A 19,868-nucleotide genomic window follows, 5' to 3' on the forward strand; every position below is an offset into this window, starting at 1 on the left:
CCGCCTCGACGCCGGGTCGCAGCGCACCGACCCGGGCCAGCGCGGGCAGCGTCGTCCCGACCGTGGCCGCGACCGCGGTGACCGCGCGGGCCGTCGCCTTCTTGCGCAGCTTGTCCAGCGCGCTCGGCGGCTTGCGTGGGCCCGACGGCGTCCCCGAGCCGCCGGCCAGCAGCGCGAACGACGAGTGCAGGAACATCGTCCCGGGCCGCCCGAAATTGCCGGTGACGATCCACAGCAGCTTGTTCAGGTAGGAGACCAGGGTGGAGTTGGGCGCCTGCTGGATGCCGAGATCCTCGTAGACGCACACGCTCGACGCGGTCGCGATCCGGCGGGCGGCGGCCCTGATCCGGTCGACCTCGACGCCGCTGATGGTGGCGAAAGCGGGAATGTCGATGTCCAGGAACGCCGCCCGGACCTCGTCGTACCCGGCGGTGTGCGCGGCGACGAACTCGGCGTCGACCAGATCCTCCTGGATGATCACCGCGACCAGCGCCGCCATCAGCCAGGCATCACGACCGGGGGCCACCCGCAGGTGGAAGTCGGCCATGGCGGCGGTCTCGCTGACCCGCGGGTCGATCACCACCATCGACCGCGCCGGGTCGCCCGCGACCTGCTTGAGGATCGGCCGTGCCCGCGGGAAACTGTGCGACTGCCAGGGATTCTTGCCGACGAAGACCAGCACCTCGGCATGCTCGAAATCGCCTTTGGTGTGGCCGCCGTAGAGACGTCCGTCGACCCAGATCTCGCCGGTCTTCTCCTGCGCCAGCGCATTCGAGTGATACCCCGACCCGAGCGCGCCCCGCAGCGCGAGCGCGTTGGCCGAGCCCAGGTGATTGCCCTGTCCCCCGCCGCCGTAGAAGAAGATCGTGTCGCCACCGTGCTCGTCGCGCAGTGCGGCCAGCCGCGCGGCGATCTCGTCGAGCGCGGTGTCCCAATCGATCTCGCGGTAGCTGCCGTCGGCCTGCCGCTTCAGCGGGGTGGTCAGGCGATGGGGGCCGTTCTGGTACAGGTCGAGGCGCATCGCCTTCTCGCAGGTGTAGCCCGCCGACGCCGGGTGGGTCTTGTCGCCGCGGATCTTCGTCAGCCTGCGCCCGTCCAGTTCGACGGTGATGCCGCAGTTGCATTCACACAGGACGCACGCGGTCGCCTTCGGCTGCGTTTCCACCATGGGGACATCCTTCGCCGCGGTGACAGAGGTCGCCGTCACACCCGAGTAATATGCTATGCAACATAACATAGCGGTGGGGCGCTTACCATGACAGTTGCCCGACCCGAGATCGCCGAAGGAGACCGCACCCGTGGGAGCCCGCACCAACACCCGGCAGAAGATGCTCTACAGCGCCGTGGAACTGCTGCGTGAACGCGGTGCGGCCGGGGTGACCGTCGATGCCGTGCTGGCCCGCAGCGGCGCGCCGCGCGGGTCGGTGTATCACCACTTCCCCGGCGGCCGGGCCCAGATCATGACCGAGTCGCTCGCGCTCGCCGGTGACACGATCGGCACGATCATCGATCAGGCGGCGGCGCGCGGATCGCGCACGGCCCTGCGCAGCATCAGCGAGTTCTGGACCTCGATCCTGGCGGCCTCCGATTTCGAGGCGGGCTGCCCGGTGGTCTCCGTGGCGGTGGGCGGCTCCTCCGACGACCGGCATCTGCGCCCGGAGATCGCCGAGATCCTGCGCCGCTGGCATCGCGCGCTGGACGCCGCCCTCGCCGCGGACGGCGTCGAGCCTGCGCGCGCGAGCCGCCTGGCCACGATGGCGATCGCGGCCGTGGAGGGCGCGGTCATCCTCTGCCGGGTCGACCGCTCCACCGAGCCGCTCGACGAGGTCGTCGCCGAGCTCGAGACCATGCTCGGCGCCGCCACCGGCCACGCGCTCTCACAGGTCGAGGACGAGAGTTCCCCCGTCGCACCGTGATACGCACGCGAGAGTCTTGCCCTCGGCGCGCTCGGCGTCGGTGAGCACGGTGTCGCGATGGTCGGGGTCTCCGGCCACCACCCGGACCACGCAGGTCCGGCAGAAGCCCTGACGGCAGGAATAGGGCTGATCGGGCCGGGCGCGCAGAAGGGCGGCGAGCATGGTCTCCTCGGCACCCACGTCGACGACTTCGCCGCTGCCCGCCAGCCGCACGGCGAACGGCCTGCCGTCCACGACGGGCGCAGGCGAGAAACGCTCCGAATGGAATTCGACGCCGTCGCGCTGTCTGACCGCGTTCAGCAGGGCCGCGGTCATCACGGTCGGTCCGCAGCAGTAGACCGCGCTGTCGCCGTCGACGCCGGCGAGCAGTTCCGCGGCGGTGGGGACGCCGTGCTCGGCATCGGTGCGCACCGTGACACGGTCGCCGAACTCGGCGATCTCGTCGAGGAACGGCAGGGTCGCGCGGGTGCGGCCGCAGTAGAGCATCGTCCACGGCACGCCGAGCCGGTCGGCGGCCCTGGCCATGGTCAGGATCGGGGTGATGCCGATGCCGCCCGCCACGAAATGCAGTCGACGCGCGGTGGATCCGCGCCCGGGCGGGGCGAACGGGAAGGCGTTGCGCGGACCGCGCACCGTCAGTTCCGTGCCGACCGGCAGCGCGTCGTGCACCTCGATCGACCCGCCACCACCGGCGGGGATGCGGCGCACCGCGATCCGGTAGCCGCCCCGGTCGGCCGGATCGCCACACAGCGAGTACTGCCGGACGCGTCCCGACGGCAGCTCCAGGTCGATGTGCGCGCCCGGCTGCCAGCGCGGCAGGGCGCGCCCCGACGGTGACTCGAGGCGCAGGCTCACCACGTCGGCGTCGGCCGCGACGATCGTCCGCTCGGTCACCCGCACCGGCAAGCGCCGGTCGTCCACCCCGGATTCGAGCCTGCCCCGGTTGATCAGCGTCGACAGGCCCACCTTCGCGGTGGCGATCCGGTCGATCACTCGTGTGGTCGGATCGTGGGCGTGCTTGCCGTAGAGGTCCGGCGGCAGCGTGGCGGGGACGTCGGGCCGGGTCACCGATGTGCCGCCCTCGCCGCGGGCGACTTGGCCAGATACGCGATCGCCTGCTCGGTCGACCCGACAGTGTTCGGCGAGTAGCGCGGGTTGAACGTCGACAGCGCGCTGATCGCGAGCGCGCGCAGGCGCGGCAGCGCCCCGCGCCGCATCGCGCCGAGGATCCGCCACAGCAGCATCGGATAGCCGATGTTCGGCATGCCGGGGTCCTGGTTGATCAGGTAGCGGGTGCCGCGCAGGATCAGCACGAGCAGGATCGGGATGACGATCATCATCATCACCGCGCGCCGCAGGTAGCCCGCGCCGAAGTAGATCGCCACATCGTGGGCGACATTGCGGTGTTCGACCTCTTCGGCGCCGTGCCAGCGGAACAGGTCGAGCATGCGCAGATCGGCGTGGTGTTTCTCCAAGTCGGCGTTGAGGATCCAGTCGCCGAGCCAGGCGAAGAAGTGCTCGAGGCTGGCGATGAAGGTCAGCCGCTCCACCATCCGCACCTCGGTCGCGGCGGTGCCCGCGTCCCGGGCGCCGAGGGTGTTGCGGAAGACGAATTCCATCTGCCGCACATACGGCGCGGTGTCGATGCCGTGCGCGGCCAGCACCCCGGCCAGCACCTTCTGGTGGGTCTCGGCGTGCATCGACTCCTGGCCGATGAAGCCGAGCATGTCCTCACGCAGCTTGGCGTCCTTCACATACGGCAGCGCCTCGGTGTAGGCCGCGCAGAACATCCGCTCCCCTTCGGGCAGCAGCAGATTCAGCGAGTTGACGACGTGCGAGGCGACCGGTTCGTCCGGCATCCACCGCAGGGCGGTGTCGGTCCAGTCGAACCGCACGTCGCGCGCGTGCAGCGCGACGTGCGGGGCCGGGGTCCGGCGGCGGCGAGTCGACTTCATCGGTACTCCTCCGAGGACGCGGTGCGGGCAGCGGCGCCGGCGCGCAGGAAACTGCCGGTGCCCCAAGCGGTGCCGAGCCCGTCGGCGAGCGCGCCGCGCGCGAACACCCGCTTGCCGCCGACGACGGTGGCCACGACGGCGTCGTCGTTGCGGTTGACCATGCGGTCCAGCCCGAATTCCGGCAGCGGCGCCTCGTGCAGCTCGTGCACCCGGGCGTCGAGACCGGCGGGATCGAGGACGAGCAGGTCGGCGCGGTCGCCTTCGCGCAGGTGACCGGCATCGATGCGGAACCAGTCGGCCAGTTCACCGGTGAGCCGGTGCACGGCCCGCTCCACACTCAGGAACGGCGTGCCCGCTTCCTGCGCGCGCAGCACGCGTTCGAGCAGGCGCAGCGGATAGTTGTAGAAGGCCATGTTGCGCAGGTGCGCGCCCGCGTCGCCGAAGCCCATCTGCACGCCGCTGCTGGCGGCGAGCTTGTTCAGGTAGCCGGGCCGGTCGTTGGCGATGGTGGTGCGCCAGCGCAGCGCCGAGCCGTGTTCGACGACCAGGTCGAGGTAGGCGTCGACCGGATGCAGGCCACGGTCCTTGCCGACCCGGCCGATCGACTTGCCGACTACCGAGGCGTCGGGGCAGGCGATGATCTCGGCGTCGAAGAAGTCGCGGTGCCAGATGCGCGGGGTGAACTTGTTGTCGTACTGGCGGCGGAACCAGCGCCGGTAGGACTCCTCGCGCAGCAGCGCGTTGCGCTCGACCTGGTCCTTCAGGTGCAGCGCGGCCGCGCCGGCGCCGAACTCCTCGAAGACCACCAGATCGATGCCGTCGGCGTACACCGTGAACGGCACCGGCAGGTGCTGCCAGCGGAAGTCGGTGCGTGCGAAGCGGTTCAGCAGCGGCGCGACCGTGAGCATGAACCACACCAGCGGCGGATAGGCCTTGGAGTCGGCGGCCGAGAGCAGCGAGGTACGCAGCGGGCGACGGCCGATTCCCGCGCTGGCCAGGAAGAACTTGGCGATGTTCGGGCGCAGGCTCACCGTCGGCGCGCTCTGCAGGATGCGGCGGTGGCGGCGCAGCACCCGATTGAGCGCGCGCACCTCCTTGCCGCGCGCGTAGGTCGAGGGCAGCGAGCGCGAGCGGTACTCGTCGCCGTCGATCTTGTCGAGCGGGTTCGACATCGACGACAGACCGAGGAAGCCCGCCGCGATCGCCTCGCCGAGCAGTTCCTGCATCCGCTCGATCTCGGCGGCGGTCGGTTCGGTGTCGCGGGTGACGGCGCGACCGAGCCCGAGCACATGGGTGCGCAGATCCGAATGTCCCAGGAACGCCGCGATATTCGGCCCGAGCGGCAGTTCGTCGATCGCCTTGGCGTATTCGGCCGGACCCGACCAGGTCCGGACGCGGTCGAGGGTGTCGTAGACCGCATCGCGCGGCACCGCCTCGACCCGGCTGAAGATGTCGGCGCAGTCGGTGTTGGAGGCCAGCACCGTCGACAGCGAGCAGTTGCCGATGACGACGGTGGTGACACCGTGGCGCAGCGACTCCGACAGTTCCGGCTTGATCAGCACCTCGGCGTCGTAGTGGGTGTGCACGTCGACGAAGCCGGGCAGGACCCATTTGCCGTCGGCGTCGATCACCTCGGTGCCGGGGCCGACGGGCAGCGGCTCGGCCGACACCCGCCGCACCACACCGCCGGTGATGCCGAGGTGGCGCCGTCGCGCGGGCGCTCCGGTGCCGTCGAACCAGGTGCCGCCGGTGATGACGAGATCGAAATCGGTCATGGGAGAACTACTTTCCGGTGTCGATCGAGTGCGCCGTGATGAACTTGTCCGCGTAGTCCGCGATCGCGCCAGGGTCGGCGAAGGGCAGCCAGTGGCCGCGCGGCAGGTCGTGGCGGATCAGTTCGTCGGCCCAGTCCTCGTAGCCGTCGTAGCCGGCCGGGCGCACGGCGATATCGCGGGTGTTGACGATCAGCTGCACGGGCACCGCGGTGCGGCGGTCGCGAGGGGAGAACATCCGGGGCAGGATGTTGGCCTTGTAGAAGCGCAGGCCCGAGACCATGTCGCGGCGCAGGGTCGCGGCCACGGTGACCTGCTCGGGCCGGATGCCCTCGACCAGGCGCAGGAACAGCCGCCACATCCGCGCCGAGCCGGCAACCCGGAAGAACAGGCCGGGCAGCACCGGCAGCATGAAGAACCCGGTGTAGGCCGAGGACAGGCCCTGGGCCAGCGTGTTCCACACCGCGCGCGGGGTCGGCGTGCGCAGCGGCGCCCGCAGGAATTTGCCGAGATGGTCGAGATTGGGGCCGGAGATCGAGGTGAACGAGGCGACGAATTCGTCGGCGCCGTGCTCGCACACCGCCTCCCAGACCTGGACCGAGCCCCAGTCGTGCGCGACGACGTGCACCGGCTGTTCCGGGCTGAGCTGATCGACGACAGCGAAGAAGTCGGTCGCGAGCCGGTCGAGGCGATACGCCGACACCGCGCGCGGCGCGCTGGACTCGCCGTACCCGCGAGTGTCGTAAGCGAGCACGCGGTATCGGTCCGCCAGCAGCGCGATCACGCCGTCCCACAGGTGGTGGGTGTCCGGCCAGCCGTGCACCAGTACCACGGGTACACCGTCGGGCGGTCCGTACTCGAAGACGGCGAGTTCGATGTCACCGTTGCCGACCCGATGCTGTCGCCGTGGTTCGGGTCGGACACTGGGCTGATGGTCGAGGTGAGCCGCCATGGGAATTCCTTCTGGACGCGTGCGCCACTGCACGATGTACTCCGGGTTCTCTTTCACGGTACCGCCGGTACCGTCGGTGAGTTTCCAGGGCGGGCGGCGGTCCTGTCAAGGACGGCTGTGATCGCGGCGGGGTCGGCGCGGCTGGAACTGCCGGTATGCTGCCGATACGGCATCGGGCGACGCGGAGAGAACAAAGGACATGTCGATGACATCGGGGCGTTCGGCCGCGCGGATCCTCTCGCGCGACGATGTCGTCCGCGGGGCGATCCGCGCCATCGGCCGCGACGGCGCGCAGGTGACCATGGGGGCGATCGCGGCCGAAGTGGGCGTCGCGAAGCCACGGCTGTACCGGATGTTCACCGACAAGTCCGACCTGGACCGGGCGGTCGCGGACTGGCTGGTCGACCAGATCTACCGGGCGGTGGCGCCGGATCTGTCACTGATGATGCAGACCCGCAGGGCGACCGTGCACCAGTTCCTGACCGCCGCCACCGAGGTCGTGCTCACCCACCCGAACGTGTTCCGCTACGTCGCGATCACCCAGAGCATCCCGCCCGGCGACGGCTCGGCCCGCCCGCTCGACGTGGGCAGGCGGCTGTCCGGCGACCTCGCCGAACGCACCAGAACGCTCTTCGCCGCGGTCGGGCTGGACACCGACGGCGTCGATCACCTGGCCCGTGGCATCGTCGGCTTCCTCGTCGCGGTCACCGACCTGTGGCTCGACGTACCGGGCACCCCGGATCCCACCGCCACCCAGGAATTCATCGAGCGCAGCACCGACTCGGTCTGTCAGCTCCTGGACGGCTTTCTGCGCGGCAAGGGCGTCACCGTCGACCCGGATCAGCCCGTCGTCGAAACCCTCGCCGCGATCTCCCAGGGTCTCCCCCAGGCTTGATGCCGCGCTCAGCCGCGCTGGTGGCGGCTCTCGTAGGCGGCGCGCTCGGCGTCGGCGCGGCGGCGTTCGGCCTCGTCGGCCAGTTCCGGATCGAAGCCGTGGCTGACCAGACGGTGACGCCGGTAGACATAGACCAGGGCGACGGTGAAGTAGACCAGCGGCAGATAGAGCAGGGCCATCATCGACAGCCCCATCCAGAGCGGGCCCGGGACCAGCAGGAACAGGCACAGGATCGGCAGGACGGGCAGCAGGAAGCGCATCAGGTAGCGGCGGGTGGCGCCGGGACCGGTCAGGTCGGCCAGGACCCAGTCCGACATCGAGGGCGGCAGGGTGCCGCCGGTGACGTAGCGCACGCGCTGCCAGAGATTGGGGGTCGAGGCGGTCATTGGTGCTCCCTCACGTCCGATGCGCGTCGCGCGGCCGCGTTGACCCGGCCGAGGACATCGCGCAATTCTTCCAGATCGGCCAGACTCACGCCCAGCCGGTCGACGACGGCGGGCGGGATCTGTTCGGCCTGCCGACGCAGGTCACGACCCGCGTCGGTGAGATCGATGTGCAGCGTCCGCTCGTCGTGCGGATCACGGCGGCGAGTGATGAGACCGGCCGACTCGAGCCGCTTGAGCAGCGGCGACAGCGTCGCCGAGTCGAGCTGGATCGCCTCGGCGACCGCCTTGACCGACATCGGCGCCTCGCCCCACAGGGCCAGCATCACCAAGTACTGCGGATGGGTCAGGCCGAGCGGTTCGAGCAGCGGCCGGTAGACCGCCAGCACCGATCGGTTGGCCACCGCCAGGGCGAAACACACCTGCCGGTCGAGCCGCAACGGGTCGTCGAGCTCCTGCATGGTCCACCGCCTTCCTTCGTCCACACACTATTGTGCCACTAATAGTTAGTGCAATAACTATTAGTGGCGTCACAGACCGTGCGGCCGAGGGCGCTCCTGGTCAGTCCTCGTCGACGAGCGGCTCCCCGGCGGCGGCGCGACGGACCTTCTCGCGGCCGTTGTCCTCCTCGGTGCGACCCTGGCGCCAGTAGCCGGTGAAGGTGATCGCGCGCTTATCGAAACCACGGTCGCGCACGAGGTTGCGCCGAGCGAGCTTCACCAGCTCGGCCTCGCCGGAGATCCACGCGTAGGGCACCGCTGCCGGAAGCTCGGCGGAGCACACCGCGTCCACCAAGGCCGCGCCGTGCGGGCGATCGCCGCGATGCACCCACTGGACGCGCACGTCACCGCGCGTGTCGAACCGCTGCTCGTCGGTCGGTCCGGCGACCTCGATGAACACGCGCACCGACGCCGCGACGTCGAGGCGTTCGACGATCGCGCCGATGGCCGGAATCGCGGTCTCGTCACCGATCAGCAACTGCCAGGCGGGATCCGGCGGCGGAGCGTAGAGCGCGTGCGGCGGGCACAGCAGCCCGATCTCGTCGCCGGGCGCCGCGGTCGACGCCCAGTCGGAGGCGGGGCCGGCGTGCTCGGCGTGCAGCGCGAAATCGATGTCCAGCTCACCGATCTCGGATCGTTGCGCCCGGATGGTGTAGGTGCGCATCGGCGGGCGGATCTCGTCGGGCATGGCGAGATACCGCTGATACCAACTCATCACGCTGCCGGAGTCGTCCAGCGGCGGCGGCACGACCGGGCGCGACTGGCCGGGCAGCGGGAAGAACAGCTTCGTGTACTGATCCGGCCCGGTGTCGCCGAGCGCGGCCGGATGCGCACAGCGGAGGGTGATGCGCACCATGCGCGGGGTCAGCCGCACCGTGCGGCACACCCGCAGCGGCGCGTAGACCATGGTCGGACGGGACACAGTCTCGATTGCCATTAGGCAAGGCTAACCTATTAAATGGCAACCGGGCACTCCCTAGTCGATCGCGAGCCCCGAGATGAGCTGCTCGATGACCCCGCGAACGGCCGTCATGTCCTCCGCGTCGCCGGAATTCGCGAGGTACTGCGCCGCCTCGTCCAGCGCACCCACCACCACCAGCGCCAGCGGCCGCACCGGCTGCTTGCGGATCCGCCCGGCGGCCATCGCCCCGGCCAGCGCGTTCTCCACCAGCCCGATCGTGTGCCGCAACTCGATCTCGCGCCACCGGCTCCACCCGAGCACCGCGGGCGCGTCCAGCAGCGCGATCCGCTGCACCTCGGTGGCGGTCGAGGCCTGCAGCCACGCCAGGCAGCCGACGATCAGGCTCGCGATCGGATCCGCTTCGCGCGCCGCGGCGACCGCGCCGGCGATCACCTCGACCAGGCTGCGTTCGAGATCCTCGAAGACCGCTTCGAACAGATCCTTCTTCTCGGCGAACTGGTGATACAGCGCGCCACGACTGACCCCGGCGGCCTCGGCGACCGCGATGGTACTGACCGCGCCATAACCGAACTGCCCGAACAGTTCTCGCCCGGCGCGGATCACCGCGGCGCGCGTGGCGGCCGAGCGCTCGGCTTGGGTACGGCGATCAGGGTTCATGGCGACGTCGAAGTCTAGGGCAGCACGACGGCCGCGACCGATCGAGGCCCTTCGCCCCTTGACCGGTCATCCACCGTCCGGGAACATACAGTCATCCTGTTTGTATCTTAGAAGGGGCCGGCCACCATGTCCGATGCCACCAAGGATCTGTTCGAGCGCTACCACGCCTGCTGGGCCGACCGCGACCCCGATCGGATCGTCGCCCTGCATACGACCGATTCGATCTTCCACCTGCATTCCGGCGGCGCGCCTGCGCACGGGCGGGCCGAGATCCGCACCGCCGCGGCACAGACCTTCGCCCTGGTCCCCGATCTGACCTTCACCCAGGTCGATCTCCGGGTCGGCGACGACTTCTGGGTGGTGCGCTGGAAGCTGTCCGGCACCTCCGTCACCGGCGGCACCGTCGACGTGGACATCGCGGACATGGTGCTGGTCGAGGACGGCGCGGTGAAGGAGAAGCACACCTACGTGGACGGGGTCGCCATGCAGGCCGCCCTGGCCGCGCCCGCCGAGATCTCCTGAGCCACGGGGTATTCGCCGGTGGGTCCGCCCCGCCGGCGACACTCGTCAGTGCTGCTGGTTCGCGTGCTCGATCGCCGAAAGCACCGCGGCGGTGACGGTTTCGGGGGCTTCCACCATGACCAGGTGCCCGGCGTCGTCGACGACGATGTCGCGCACCGGCCGCAGCGTCGTGTTCAGCCGCGCGCCCGCGGGGGCCGAGAGTACCCGGTTGCGCGCGCCCCAGACGGTGGTGATCGGCGGGAAGTCCGGCGGCGGGACGAACTCGTCGAGGATGGCCAGGCGCGGGATCTCCCGGGCGATCGCGGCGGTCACCATCAGCCTGCGCGGCTCGGTCCAGCTCGACCGCAGATGCCGGGCGGTCTCGTCGGTGTGCGCGCCGCCCGCGCCGAGTTGCTCGGCCACGATCAGCCCGGCGATCGGGCCGGGGATGCGCACCATCGACAGCAGCGAGTCCAGGCGTACGTGCTTGCCCACCAACGCCGCCCAGCCGGTCCTGGTCGGTTTCACCGTGGCCGGGGTCAGCGGGCTGCTGAGCACCAGCGACCGCACCAGGTCCGGACGCGCCTGGGTGAACAGCAGCGACAGCGCGCTGCCGAAGCAGTGCCCGACCAGCGTGACCTCGCGCAGATCCAGTGCGGCGAAGACCGCCTCGACCATGGCGAGGTAGTTCTCCAGGGTGTAGCCGTCGTCGGGGGCGTCCGATGCGCCGTAGCCGATCAGGTCGATCGCGACGACCCGGTGCGAGGACCGCAAGGCCTCGTACTGCGCCCGCCAGATGGTGCGATCGCCGCCGAGATTGTGCAGGAAGACGATCGCCGGACCCGATCCCGCCACGTCGTAGGCGATCGAGGTTCCACCGATATCGAGACGTGGCATCCGCGATGCCTCCTTCCCCACACCACATCGTCGTGGTGTGGTCACGGTAACTCGAGGCAGACGGCCGATTCGGGCGAACTCTCAGACCGGCAGCAGGCCGTCGGACACCAATTGATCACGGATGACCTCGGTGAGCTGTTCGGTCAACGGGTCCAGCGGGGTCACCGGCAGCGGCAGCCCGTCCTCCACGCGCGTCTGGACGAGGGCGTGCGCCAGGGCGAGGAACTCCCCGGATCGGACCGTGCCCCAGGTCCTGGCCACGATCGCGCGGGTCGAGGGCGTCGGGTGCACGGGGCGCCGCCGCCACCGGTGCAGGTCGGTGTGGACCGCGGCATTGAGGCGACGGTCGGCCGCGAGGTACTCGACGCGGTGCCGCTCCGCGATCGCCTCGGGCGACACCCGCGGATAGAGGTACTCGCACAGCACGGCGTGGCGGGCGTCCTCGCGCGCGGTGTTCCGCAGGGCGGCGACGGTGCGCGGCGACGGTAGCCCACTGCCGTGGACGGCACGCCAGTCGGCGCGCAGATCGTCGAGGATGCGGGCTTCGGCGACGGCCACGCGGCCGGTCAGTTCGGCGGCCTCGGCATCGATGCGGGCAGCGCGGGCGGAGGCCGTGAATTCGGCGCCGCCGAGCCAATTCTCGTGAATTCGGGCCACTTCGGACCGAATATAGGGGTCGATATTCCGGCGCGAGGGCCTCGGCCTGCATTCCTGCGCGGCTCTGTTCCGATGATTCTCCGGTGCGTTCATTGCGATTCCCCAGTAGTGCGTCGATCGATCCGGGAATCACCTTCCCAGGGCTCCACCATCGGTGCCCTCGTCCCGGACCGCACACGGTTCGGTGCAACGCTGTGGGCATTCACAGCGGACCACGCCGGAATTACGGCTTCGGCAGGCCCAGCTGCGCACAGGCGCGCAGCGCCACCTCGATGTCTAGCCTGCGCTCGGCGAGCGGATGCCCCAGCAGTTCTTCGGCTTTGCGCACCCGGTAGTGCACGGTGTTCTTGTGCACGTGCAGCCGGGCCGCGGCGTCGGTGTAGCTGCCGCGCGCGTCGAGGAACGCCCGGACCGTCTCGCGCAGCCGCGCGGCTGCCTCGTCCTCGGCCATCAGTCCGCCCAGCACCCGGCTCGCCCACTCCTGCACCGCGGGCACGCGGTCGGTGAACAGTGCCGACAGCGCCACGTCGGCGTATCCGGTGAGCCCGTGCGTGCGGGTGGCCAGCGCGACGGTGCGGGCCCGCTGCGCGTCCCGGCAGGTCTGGCGGAAGCCCTCCAGGCCGGTGGCCGGATCACCCAGGGCCACCGACAGGTTCGGGTGCGCGCGCAGATCGCGGACCAGGCCCTCGGTGTCGAGCACCGGCTTGCCCGCCGAGGAGATCCAGACCCACCGGCTGTAGTCGTCGACCTCGACGGTCATCGGGGTCTTGCCGGTGGCGGCGGCCACCAGCGCGGTCCCCGCGCGCAGGACCGCGCCGGGGTCACGCGTGCCCGGCGGGGTCCACAGCACCGCGAACTGCTGCCAGCCACGCAGCGAGACGCCCAGCATCTGCTCGGCCGAGGCCACATCCAGATCGTCGGCGTCGAGCACCGCGCGGACCTGAGCGGCGCGGGCGGCATCGGTGCGCGCGTCCCAGCGACGGCGTTCGCTCTCGTAGATGTCGATCAGGCCCTCGATCACCTGATCGATGTAGCCGTTGACGAGGTCGGCGATGCGGGCGGCGGTGGCCAGGGCGACGTCGGTGGGCGGGTTCAGTTCGGTCAGCAGGGTCATCGTCCACTGCACGAACATGTGCTCGCCGAGCCGGTAGGCGCGCAGCAGCGCTTCCAGCGACAGGTCGTGCTGGGCGAAGCGGCGCGCGTATTCGGCGGCGGCGGGCGGCACGGTGATGTCGTCGAGGCCGATGGCCAGGGTGAGCATGTCCAGGATCGCGGCGAGGTTGGACTCGGTGCTGGCCACCATCAGCCTGCGCACCTCGTCGTCGTGCCGGAATTCCGGGATGACCTCGACGAACATCGAGGTCATCGTCGGCGCCAGCCGGTCCAGGTCCGCCTTGATCCGGCCCGCCACCGCACGGACGAGGGGATCGTTGTCGTCGGCCATGGCCGCAGACAGTACCCCCGGCGGCCCACCGGACGGCGCTGTTTGTGCTCGTGGCACAACACCGCGCCGCAATGCTGGGCCGCGGGCCCGTAGGCGGCGCCGGATCCGGCCCCTACCTTGGGACATGTAATCCAGATCACATCCGTCACGGTGAGGAATCATGCGACACATCGCCGAATTGCCCGAGGTCAGAGCCACCACCGATCCGCACGGACACGCCGTGGCCGACGACGCGACCAGCCTGTCGAACGCGCAGTTCCACGCGCGGGTCGAGGCCGCCGCGTCGGTGCTGCACCGGGCGGGTGTGCGGGCCGACGACGTCGTCGCCGTCGTGCTGCCCAACCGGGTGGAACTCGTGGTGATCCTGTTCGCCGCCTGGCGGCTCGGCGCCGCGGTCACGCCCGTCAATCCCGGGCTCACCGATGACGACATCCGGTACCAGATCCAGGATTCGGGCGCCGAGGTCGTGATCGGCGAGCCCGGGCGGGCGGGTATCACCCTCGATGTCGCCGACCTCGCCCGGTCCGCGGGCCCGGTCGCCGTCGCGGCGCCCATCAACAGCCTGGCGTTGATCATCTACACCAGCGGCACCACCGGCAGGCCCAAGGGCGTGCTGCTCGGTCACGAGAACCTCGCCGCCATGTGCACGATGATCATCGGCGCGCTCGGCCTGGACGCGACCGACCACAGCCTGCTGATCCTGCCGCTGTTCCACGTCAACGGCATCGTGGTCAGCGTGCTGTCGCCGCTGCTGGCGGGCGGACGCACCACCATCGCGGGCCGGTTCTCCGCGTCCGGGTTCGTCGACACCGTCGCCCGGATCCGGCCCACCTATTTCTCGGCGGTGCCCGCGATCTACGCGATGCTGGTGGCCCAGCCCGACGGCGAGCACCCCGACACGTCCTCACTGCGGCTGGCGATCTGCGGCGCGGCACCCATGCCGGCCGAGCTCATCGATCGCTTCCAGCGGCGCTACGGCGTGCCGATCGTCGAGGGCTACGGCCTGTCCGAGGGCACCTGCGCGTCCACCCTGAATCCGGTGGTGGGACAGCGCAAACCGGGCACGGTCGGTCTCCCGCTGCCCGGTCAGACGGTGGCGATCATGGATCCCGAGGGCGCGCTGTCGGCACCCGGCGAACCCGGTGAGGTCGTCGTCCGCGGGCCGAATGTCATGCGGGGCTATCTCGGCAAGCCCGCCGAGACCGCGGCCACCGTCGTGGACGGGTGGCTGCGCACCGGCGATGTCGGCTACTTCGACGCCGACGGTTACCTGGTCCTGGTCGACCGGATCAAGGACATGATCATCCGCGGCGGCGAGAACCTGTACCCCAAGGAGATCGAGAACGCCCTCTACCGGCACCCGGCGGTCCACGAGGCCGCGGTCGTCGGGGTGCCCGACCCCGTGCTCGGCGAGGTGCCGGTCGCCCATGTGGTGGCCGCGCCGCGGGCCACCGTCACCGCCGAGGAGCTCACCGAGCACTGCCGGGCGGAGCTGGCCGCGTTCAAGGTGCCCGCCGCGATCGTGCTCACGGCCGAGATGCCGCGTAATCCGGTCGGCAAGATCGACAAGAAGCAGCTGCGGATACTCGCCACGCGCGGCTGAGCGCCACTGCGCCGCAATTCGATTCGAACGAAAGTCGGACTTTCGGTCGCGGTCCGCCGCGCCCGCGAGCAGAAGGAAAGGAACAGCGCCATGGGCTTCAAGACGGGAGATTTCCCGCCGGTGGATACCGAGACATTTCTGGATCTGCCATTGCGCGAACGTGTTCGGACGCTGGCGTTGCACTGGGCCGAATACGGCTTCGGCACGCCGAAGATGATCCACACCATCTACATCATGAAATTGCTGGTGCTCTACATGCTCGGCGGCGTCCTGGTGGCGACCGCGACGTCGGGCACCGGGCCGTTCTGGGATATCGCGCAGTGGTGGAACCAGCCGATCGTCTACCAGAAGCTGGTCCTGTGGACGGTGCTGCTCGAGGCGATCGGTGTCGCCGGTTCCTGGGGGCCGCTGGCGGGCAAGTTCAAGCCGATGACCGGCGGCGCGCTGTATTTCGCCCGGCGCGGCAGCATCAGGCTGCGGCCGTGGCATCGGGTGCCGTTCACCGACGGCAACTCCCGCACCCTGCTCGACGTGGGTCTCTATCTCGGCTTCCTCGCGTCCCTGCTGGTCGCGCTGCTGGCACCGGGCAAGACCACCGCGTCACTGCTGGAAGCCCTGCCGGACAACACGTCCGGGCTGGTGCGGCCCGCCCTGCTGATCGCGCCGATCGTGCTGTACGTGCTGTGCGGCCTGCGCGACAAGACGATCTTCCTGGCGGCCCGGGGCGAGCAGTACCTGCCCGCGCTGCTGTTCTTCGCGGTGCTGCCGTTCACCGACATGATCATCGCGGCGAAGCTGCTGATCGTGATCGTGTGGGTCGGCGCCGGGGTGTCCAAATTCGGCAAGCACTTCACCAATGTGGTGCCGCCGATGGTGTCCAACAGCCCGTCGATGCCGTTCCGGTCGATCAAGCGCGCGCACTACCGCGACTTCCCGCACGACATCCGCCCGTCGGGGCTGGCCTCGTTCATGGCCCACGTCGGCGGCACCACCGTCGAGGTGGTCACCCCGATCGTGCTGCTGTTCACCACCAACCACTGGCTGAACCTGGCCGGCGTCGCGATGATGGTGATCTTCCACCTGTTCATCACCTCGACCTTCCCGCTGGCGGTGCCGCTGGAGTGGAACATCCTGTTCGCCTACCTGACCGTGTTCCTGTTCCTCGGCTTCCCGAACTCGGCGGGCTACGGCGTGTTCGACATGTCCTCGCCGTGGCTGACGGTGGCGATCGCGGCGGGTCTCGCGTTCTTCCCGGTGCTGGGCAATCTGCGCCCGGATCTGGTGTCGTTCCTGCCGTCCATGCGCCAGTACGCGGGCAACTGGGCCTCGGCGCTGTGGGCCTTCTCCCCCGGCGCGGAGGCGAAGCTCAACACCATCGCGCACCGGCCCGCCGACAACCAGATCGACCAACTGCTGGCCATGGGCTACCCGCCGGAGGTCGCCGAGATCACCATGCAGCAGACCATCGCCTGGCGGTCGATGCACAGTCAGGGCCGCGGCCTGTTCTCGCTGCTGTACAAGCACGTTCCCGCGCTGGACAGCTGGACGGTGCGCGAGGCCGAGTTCGCCTGTAACTCGCTGATCGGCTTCAATTTCGGCGACGGTCACCTGCACAACCTCGATCTGATCGACGCGGTGCAAGCCCGGGTCGGGTTCGCACCGGGAGAATGGATCGTGGTGTGGGTGGAGTCGCAGCCGATCCACCGCGGCACCCAGCAGTACATGGTGGTCGACGCCGCGCTCGGCGTGCTCGAGCGCGGTACCTGGGAGGTCGCCGACGCGGTGGCCGCGCTGCCGTGGCTGCCGGACGGCCCCATCCCGCACCGGGTGACCTGGCGACGCGAAGACGTCACCGGCACGATCACCCCGCAGCACGACACCGCGGCCCAGTCGGCCGAGTAGGAGAGGACGAGTCGATGACGACGGCGACAGTGGTCGGTAGCGGCCCCAACGGGTTGGCCGCGGCCATCACCCTGGCCATGGCCGGGGTGGCGGTGACGGTGCTCGAGGCGGCGGACACGATCGGTGGCGGTACCCGCTCGAGCGAGGCGATCGTGCCCGGTCTGCTGCACGACCACTGCTCGGCCATCCACCCGATGGCCGTGGGGTCGCCGTTCCTGCGGCGGATCGATCTCGAGCGATACGGTCTGCGCTGGGCGTGGGCCGACCTCGACTGCGTACATCCGCTCGACGACGGCAGCGCCGGGGTCCTGCACCGGTCGGTCACCGAGACCGCCGCCGGTCTCGGCGCCGACGAACGGCTGTGGCGCGCCCTGTTCGAGCGGACGGTCGCCGGCTACGACGAGACCGGCGCCGACATCATGCGGCCGCTGCTGCGGCTCCCCCGGCATCCGTTCCGGCTGGCGCGCTTCGGCATTCCCGCGACGGCGCCCGCGTCCGTGCTGGCGCGGGCCTTCCGCACCGAACCCGGGCGGGCCCTGTTCGGCGGTGTCGCCGCGCACGCGTTCCATCCGCTAGAACGGCCGCTGAGCGCGAGTATCGGGCTCGGCATTCTGACCGCGGGACACCGCTACGGCTGGGCGGTGGCCGTCGGCGGCTCACAGCGGATCGCCGACGGCATGGTGGCCGTCCTGGCCGATCACGGCGGCAAGGTCGAGACCGGGGTGCGGGTGCGGTCGGCCGCCGACCTGCCCGCCTCCGACATCACCGTCTGGGATGTCGCGCCGACCGCGGTCGCCGAGATCCTCGGCGACCGGCTGCCCGTCCGGGTCGCCCGCGCCTATCGTCGATTCCGGTACGGCCCCGGCGCTTTCAAGGTCGACTTCGCCGTCGAGGGCGGCGTCCCGTGGACGGTCGAGGCGGCCCGCCGGGCGGGCACCGTGCATCTCGGGGGCTCGTTCGCCGAGATCGCGGCGGGCGAGCGCGACATCCACGCGGGCCGGATGCCGCAACGCCCGTTCGTCCTGGTCGGCCAGCAGTACCTCGCCGATCCGCAGCGGTCGGTGGGCTCGGTCCACCCGGTGTGGACCTACGCCCACGTCCCCCGCGGCTACACCGGCGACGCCACCGAGGCGATCATCGCCCAGCTCGAACGCTTCGCCCCCGGTTTCCGCGACCGGGTGGTCGGCTCCACCACCCGCACCACCACGGAGTTCGCCGACTACAACCCCAACTACGTCGGCGGCAACATCATGACCGGCGCCAAGGACATCTCCCAGCTGGTCTTCGGCCCACGAAAAACACTGCAGCCGTACGACATCGGTCTCCCCGGCCACTACCTGTGCTCGGCGGCGACCCCACCGGGGCCGGGCGCGCACGGCATGTGTGGCGCCAACGCGGCCGAGCGGGCACTGCGCCGCCTCCGCTGACCGCGCGGCACTCCGATCGGCCTCCGGGCACGCCGGCGGCGGCGCAGGCCCCCACCGCCGACGAGTGGTCGGCCCAGTCCGCGGAGCCTTCCTTGTCGGACGATCGACCTGGAGTTCGGCAACCCTGGCGTCGACCGTTTCCGCAGGTGGTAGGTTCGGTTGCCAGCCCATAGCTGGTTGCCGATCCCACTCGGTCAGGAGGTGGTCAGCCGACATGTCCCGCGCATTCGCCGCGCGCTGGGCCGCGCAGCTACTCGCCGCCGCCGACGACACCGCGCCCCCGGAGCGGCTCGTGGCCGAGCTCGCGGCCTGGACCGATCGACTGCTGGCCGCCCTCGCCACCGGGCGTCCCGATCCCGCCGTCGCCGAGCGGGCCGGAGCCGCCGTGCACGACCTCGGCTGCGCCGATCCGGTGGCCATCGCCCGGTCGATGCCGATCCTGCAGGCCATGACCGAGGCGACCGGCGCCGATACGGCGGCGTTCGGCACCCTCGCGGGTGGATTCGGGCAGGGCTTCGCGCGGGCACTGGCGCAGGCGGCCACGCCCGCTACCGAGGGGCTGGAGGCGGCGTTCCGGCACGCGTCCATCGCCATCTCCATCGGCGACGCCTACGGCAACATCATCAACGCCAATCCCGCCTTCGAGCGGCTGACCGGCAAGACCCTGGCCGAGCTCCAGGGCACCTCGGGCTTCGATCTGGCCGAGGAGGAGGTGCACCAGGCCAGGGAGCGCGTCCACGGCGAACTCGAACGCTCCGAGACCGGCACCATCCGGATCGAAGGCGAATACGTGCGCCCCGACGGTAGCGAGGGCTGGGCGAACTGGACGGTCACCCGGTGCGTCTCCGCCTCCGGCGGCAGCTACCTGCTCGGCTTCGGCGAGGACACCACCGAGCGGCGTACCACCACCGAACGCCTGCACTGGCAGGCCCACCACGACCCACTCACCGCCCTGGCCAACCGCAGGCATCTGCTCGCCCAGCTCGACACCCTGATCACCGAGGCTGCGCCGGACGACATCGCCGCGGTGTGCGCGCTGGACATGGACGGCTTCAAGGAGATCAACGACGCCTTCGGGCACACCGTCGGCGACAGCCTGCTCATCGAGGTCGCCGCGCGCATGCAGGCCTGCCTCGATCCCGAGACCGATGTGCTCGCGCGTATCGGTGGCGACGAGTTCATCGCGGTGCTGCCACCCCCGGCCGACGAGGCACGCATCCAGCGCACCGTCGATCTGCTCCACGCCGCCGTCGACGAACCCTTCGTGGTCGCCGAGCACGAGATCCAGATCACCATCAGCCTCGGCGCGATCTTCGCGCGGATCGCCGGCGCCGAGCCCCGCGACCTGCTGACCGCCGCCGACAACTGCCTCTATGCGGCCAAGGCACTCGGCAAGAACCGCTGGATCCTGCGGCACTGGGATCCGGTCGGCACCGGTTCCTGATCGATCCCCCAGAGGTGGTGCGGCGCAACGGGTCTGCGGGA

19 protein-coding genes are annotated in these 19,868 nt (G+C 70.3%); 7 read left to right on the forward strand and 12 right to left on the reverse strand.

Translation table 11 applies throughout. The annotated features are described in order from the left end of the window. On the reverse strand, positions 1-1,168 hold a 1,168-nt coding region (locus tag ATM97_RS10885), incomplete at its 3' end, for a molybdopterin-dependent oxidoreductase (protein ID WP_218717855.1). A 160-nt stretch (positions 1,169-1,328) separates the two neighbouring features. Between ATM97_RS10885 and ATM97_RS10890 the strand changes: the two genes are divergently transcribed. Further along, positions 1,329-1,916, forward strand: a complete 588-nt coding sequence (locus ATM97_RS10890) for a TetR/AcrR family transcriptional regulator (protein ID WP_218717908.1) — start codon at positions 1,329-1,331, stop codon at positions 1,914-1,916. On the opposite strand, the gene ATM97_RS10895 is transcribed toward ATM97_RS10890, so the two are convergent. Genes ATM97_RS10895 through ATM97_RS10910 form a run of 4 tightly spaced genes read right to left on the reverse strand, consistent with a single transcriptional unit; the run spans position 1,878 to position 6,595 of the window. Next, complete coding sequence (locus ATM97_RS10895) at positions 1,878-2,984, reverse strand: PDR/VanB family oxidoreductase (protein ID WP_218717856.1); 1,107 nt, start codon at positions 2,982-2,984, stop codon at positions 1,878-1,880. The genes ATM97_RS10890 and ATM97_RS10895 overlap by 39 nt on opposite strands. After that, the gene (locus ATM97_RS10900) at positions 2,981-3,871 is read right to left on the reverse strand and encodes a metal-dependent hydrolase (RefSeq protein ID WP_218717857.1); all 891 of its coding nucleotides are present in this window, start codon (positions 3,869-3,871) and stop codon (positions 2,981-2,983) included. Before ATM97_RS10900 ends, ATM97_RS10895 begins: the two co-directional genes overlap by 4 nt. Continuing rightward, positions 3,868-5,646: an amidohydrolase family protein gene (locus ATM97_RS10905; protein ID WP_218717858.1), complete on the reverse strand. Its 1,779-nt coding sequence runs from the start codon at positions 5,644-5,646 to the stop codon at positions 3,868-3,870. The genes ATM97_RS10900 and ATM97_RS10905 overlap by 4 nt, the downstream gene beginning before the upstream one ends. A gap of 7 nt (positions 5,647-5,653) precedes the next feature. Next, positions 5,654-6,595, reverse strand: a complete 942-nt coding sequence (locus ATM97_RS10910; protein ID WP_218717859.1) for an alpha/beta fold hydrolase — start codon at positions 6,593-6,595, stop codon at positions 5,654-5,656. Positions 6,596-6,800: 205 nt separating this feature from the next. Between ATM97_RS10910 and ATM97_RS10915 the strand changes: the two genes are divergently transcribed. Next, on the forward strand, positions 6,801-7,490 hold the full coding sequence (locus ATM97_RS10915; protein ID WP_218717860.1) for a TetR/AcrR family transcriptional regulator: 690 nt from the start codon (positions 6,801-6,803) through the stop codon (positions 7,488-7,490). Positions 7,491-7,498: 8 nt separating this feature from the next. On the opposite strand, the gene ATM97_RS10920 is transcribed toward ATM97_RS10915, so the two are convergent. The 4 genes from ATM97_RS10920 to ATM97_RS10935 form a co-directional block, all read right to left on the reverse strand. Continuing rightward, on the reverse strand, positions 7,499-7,876 hold the full coding sequence (locus ATM97_RS10920) for a DUF5313 family protein (protein WP_218717861.1): 378 nt from the start codon (positions 7,874-7,876) through the stop codon (positions 7,499-7,501). Further along, the gene (locus tag ATM97_RS10925; protein ID WP_218717862.1) at positions 7,873-8,334 is read right to left on the reverse strand and encodes a MarR family winged helix-turn-helix transcriptional regulator; all 462 of its coding nucleotides are present in this window, start codon (positions 8,332-8,334) and stop codon (positions 7,873-7,875) included. The genes ATM97_RS10920 and ATM97_RS10925 overlap by 4 nt, the downstream gene beginning before the upstream one ends. A 100-nt stretch (positions 8,335-8,434) precedes the next feature. Beyond that, positions 8,435-9,310: a siderophore-interacting protein gene (locus tag ATM97_RS10930; protein WP_255587552.1), complete on the reverse strand. Its 876-nt coding sequence runs from the start codon at positions 9,308-9,310 to the stop codon at positions 8,435-8,437. Positions 9,311-9,349: 39 nt separating this feature from the next. Beyond that, on the reverse strand, positions 9,350-9,952 hold the full coding sequence (locus ATM97_RS10935; protein ID WP_218717863.1) for a TetR/AcrR family transcriptional regulator: 603 nt from the start codon (positions 9,950-9,952) through the stop codon (positions 9,350-9,352). A gap of 126 nt (positions 9,953-10,078) precedes the next feature. Here ATM97_RS10935 and ATM97_RS10940 point away from each other — a divergent pair, with 126 nt between their 5' ends. Then, on the forward strand, positions 10,079-10,474 hold the full coding sequence (locus ATM97_RS10940) for a nuclear transport factor 2 family protein (protein WP_218717864.1): 396 nt from the start codon (positions 10,079-10,081) through the stop codon (positions 10,472-10,474). A gap of 45 nt (positions 10,475-10,519) precedes the next feature. Here ATM97_RS10940 and ATM97_RS10945 read toward each other — a convergent pair whose 3' ends face one another. The 3 genes from ATM97_RS10945 to ATM97_RS10955 all read right to left on the reverse strand — a co-directional run bounded on the left by ATM97_RS10945 (position 10,520) and on the right by ATM97_RS10955 (position 13,451). Then, positions 10,520-11,350, reverse strand: a complete 831-nt coding sequence (locus ATM97_RS10945) for an alpha/beta fold hydrolase (protein ID WP_218717865.1) — start codon at positions 11,348-11,350, stop codon at positions 10,520-10,522. Between the two features lie 81 nt (positions 11,351-11,431). After that, the gene (locus tag ATM97_RS10950) at positions 11,432-12,007 is read right to left on the reverse strand and encodes a hypothetical protein (RefSeq protein ID WP_218717866.1); all 576 of its coding nucleotides are present in this window, start codon (positions 12,005-12,007) and stop codon (positions 11,432-11,434) included. Positions 12,008-12,230: 223 nt separating this feature from the next. Further along, entirely contained in the window at positions 12,231-13,451 is a 1,221-nt protein-coding gene (locus ATM97_RS10955) for a CdaR family transcriptional regulator (protein WP_218717867.1), read from the reverse strand. A 160-nt stretch (positions 13,452-13,611) separates the two neighbouring features. Between ATM97_RS10955 and ATM97_RS10960 the strand changes: the two genes are divergently transcribed. The 4 genes from ATM97_RS10960 to ATM97_RS10975 all read left to right on the forward strand — a co-directional run bounded on the left by ATM97_RS10960 (position 13,612) and on the right by ATM97_RS10975 (position 19,827). After that, a complete protein-coding gene (locus ATM97_RS10960; RefSeq protein WP_218717868.1) occupies positions 13,612-15,054 on the forward strand; it encodes a class I adenylate-forming enzyme family protein in 1,443 nt (480 codons plus the stop codon). Positions 15,055-15,144: 90 nt separating this feature from the next. Next, positions 15,145-16,956 (forward strand): DUF3556 domain-containing protein, encoded by a 1,812-nt coding sequence (locus ATM97_RS10965; protein WP_218717869.1) that lies wholly within the window; start codon positions 15,145-15,147, stop codon positions 16,954-16,956. Between the two features lie 14 nt (positions 16,957-16,970). After that, a complete protein-coding gene (locus ATM97_RS10970; RefSeq protein ID WP_218717870.1) occupies positions 16,971-18,383 on the forward strand; it encodes an NAD(P)/FAD-dependent oxidoreductase in 1,413 nt (470 codons plus the stop codon). A 214-nt stretch (positions 18,384-18,597) separates the two neighbouring features. Then, complete coding sequence (locus ATM97_RS10975) at positions 18,598-19,827, forward strand: sensor domain-containing diguanylate cyclase (RefSeq protein ID WP_218717871.1); 1,230 nt, start codon at positions 18,598-18,600, stop codon at positions 19,825-19,827. The last annotated feature ends 41 nt before the right edge of the window (positions 19,828-19,868 follow it).

It is taken from the genome of Nocardia sp. MH4 (genome assembly GCF_019266065.1).
GTDB lineage: Bacteria > Actinomycetota > Actinomycetes > Mycobacteriales > Mycobacteriaceae > Nocardia > Nocardia canadensis.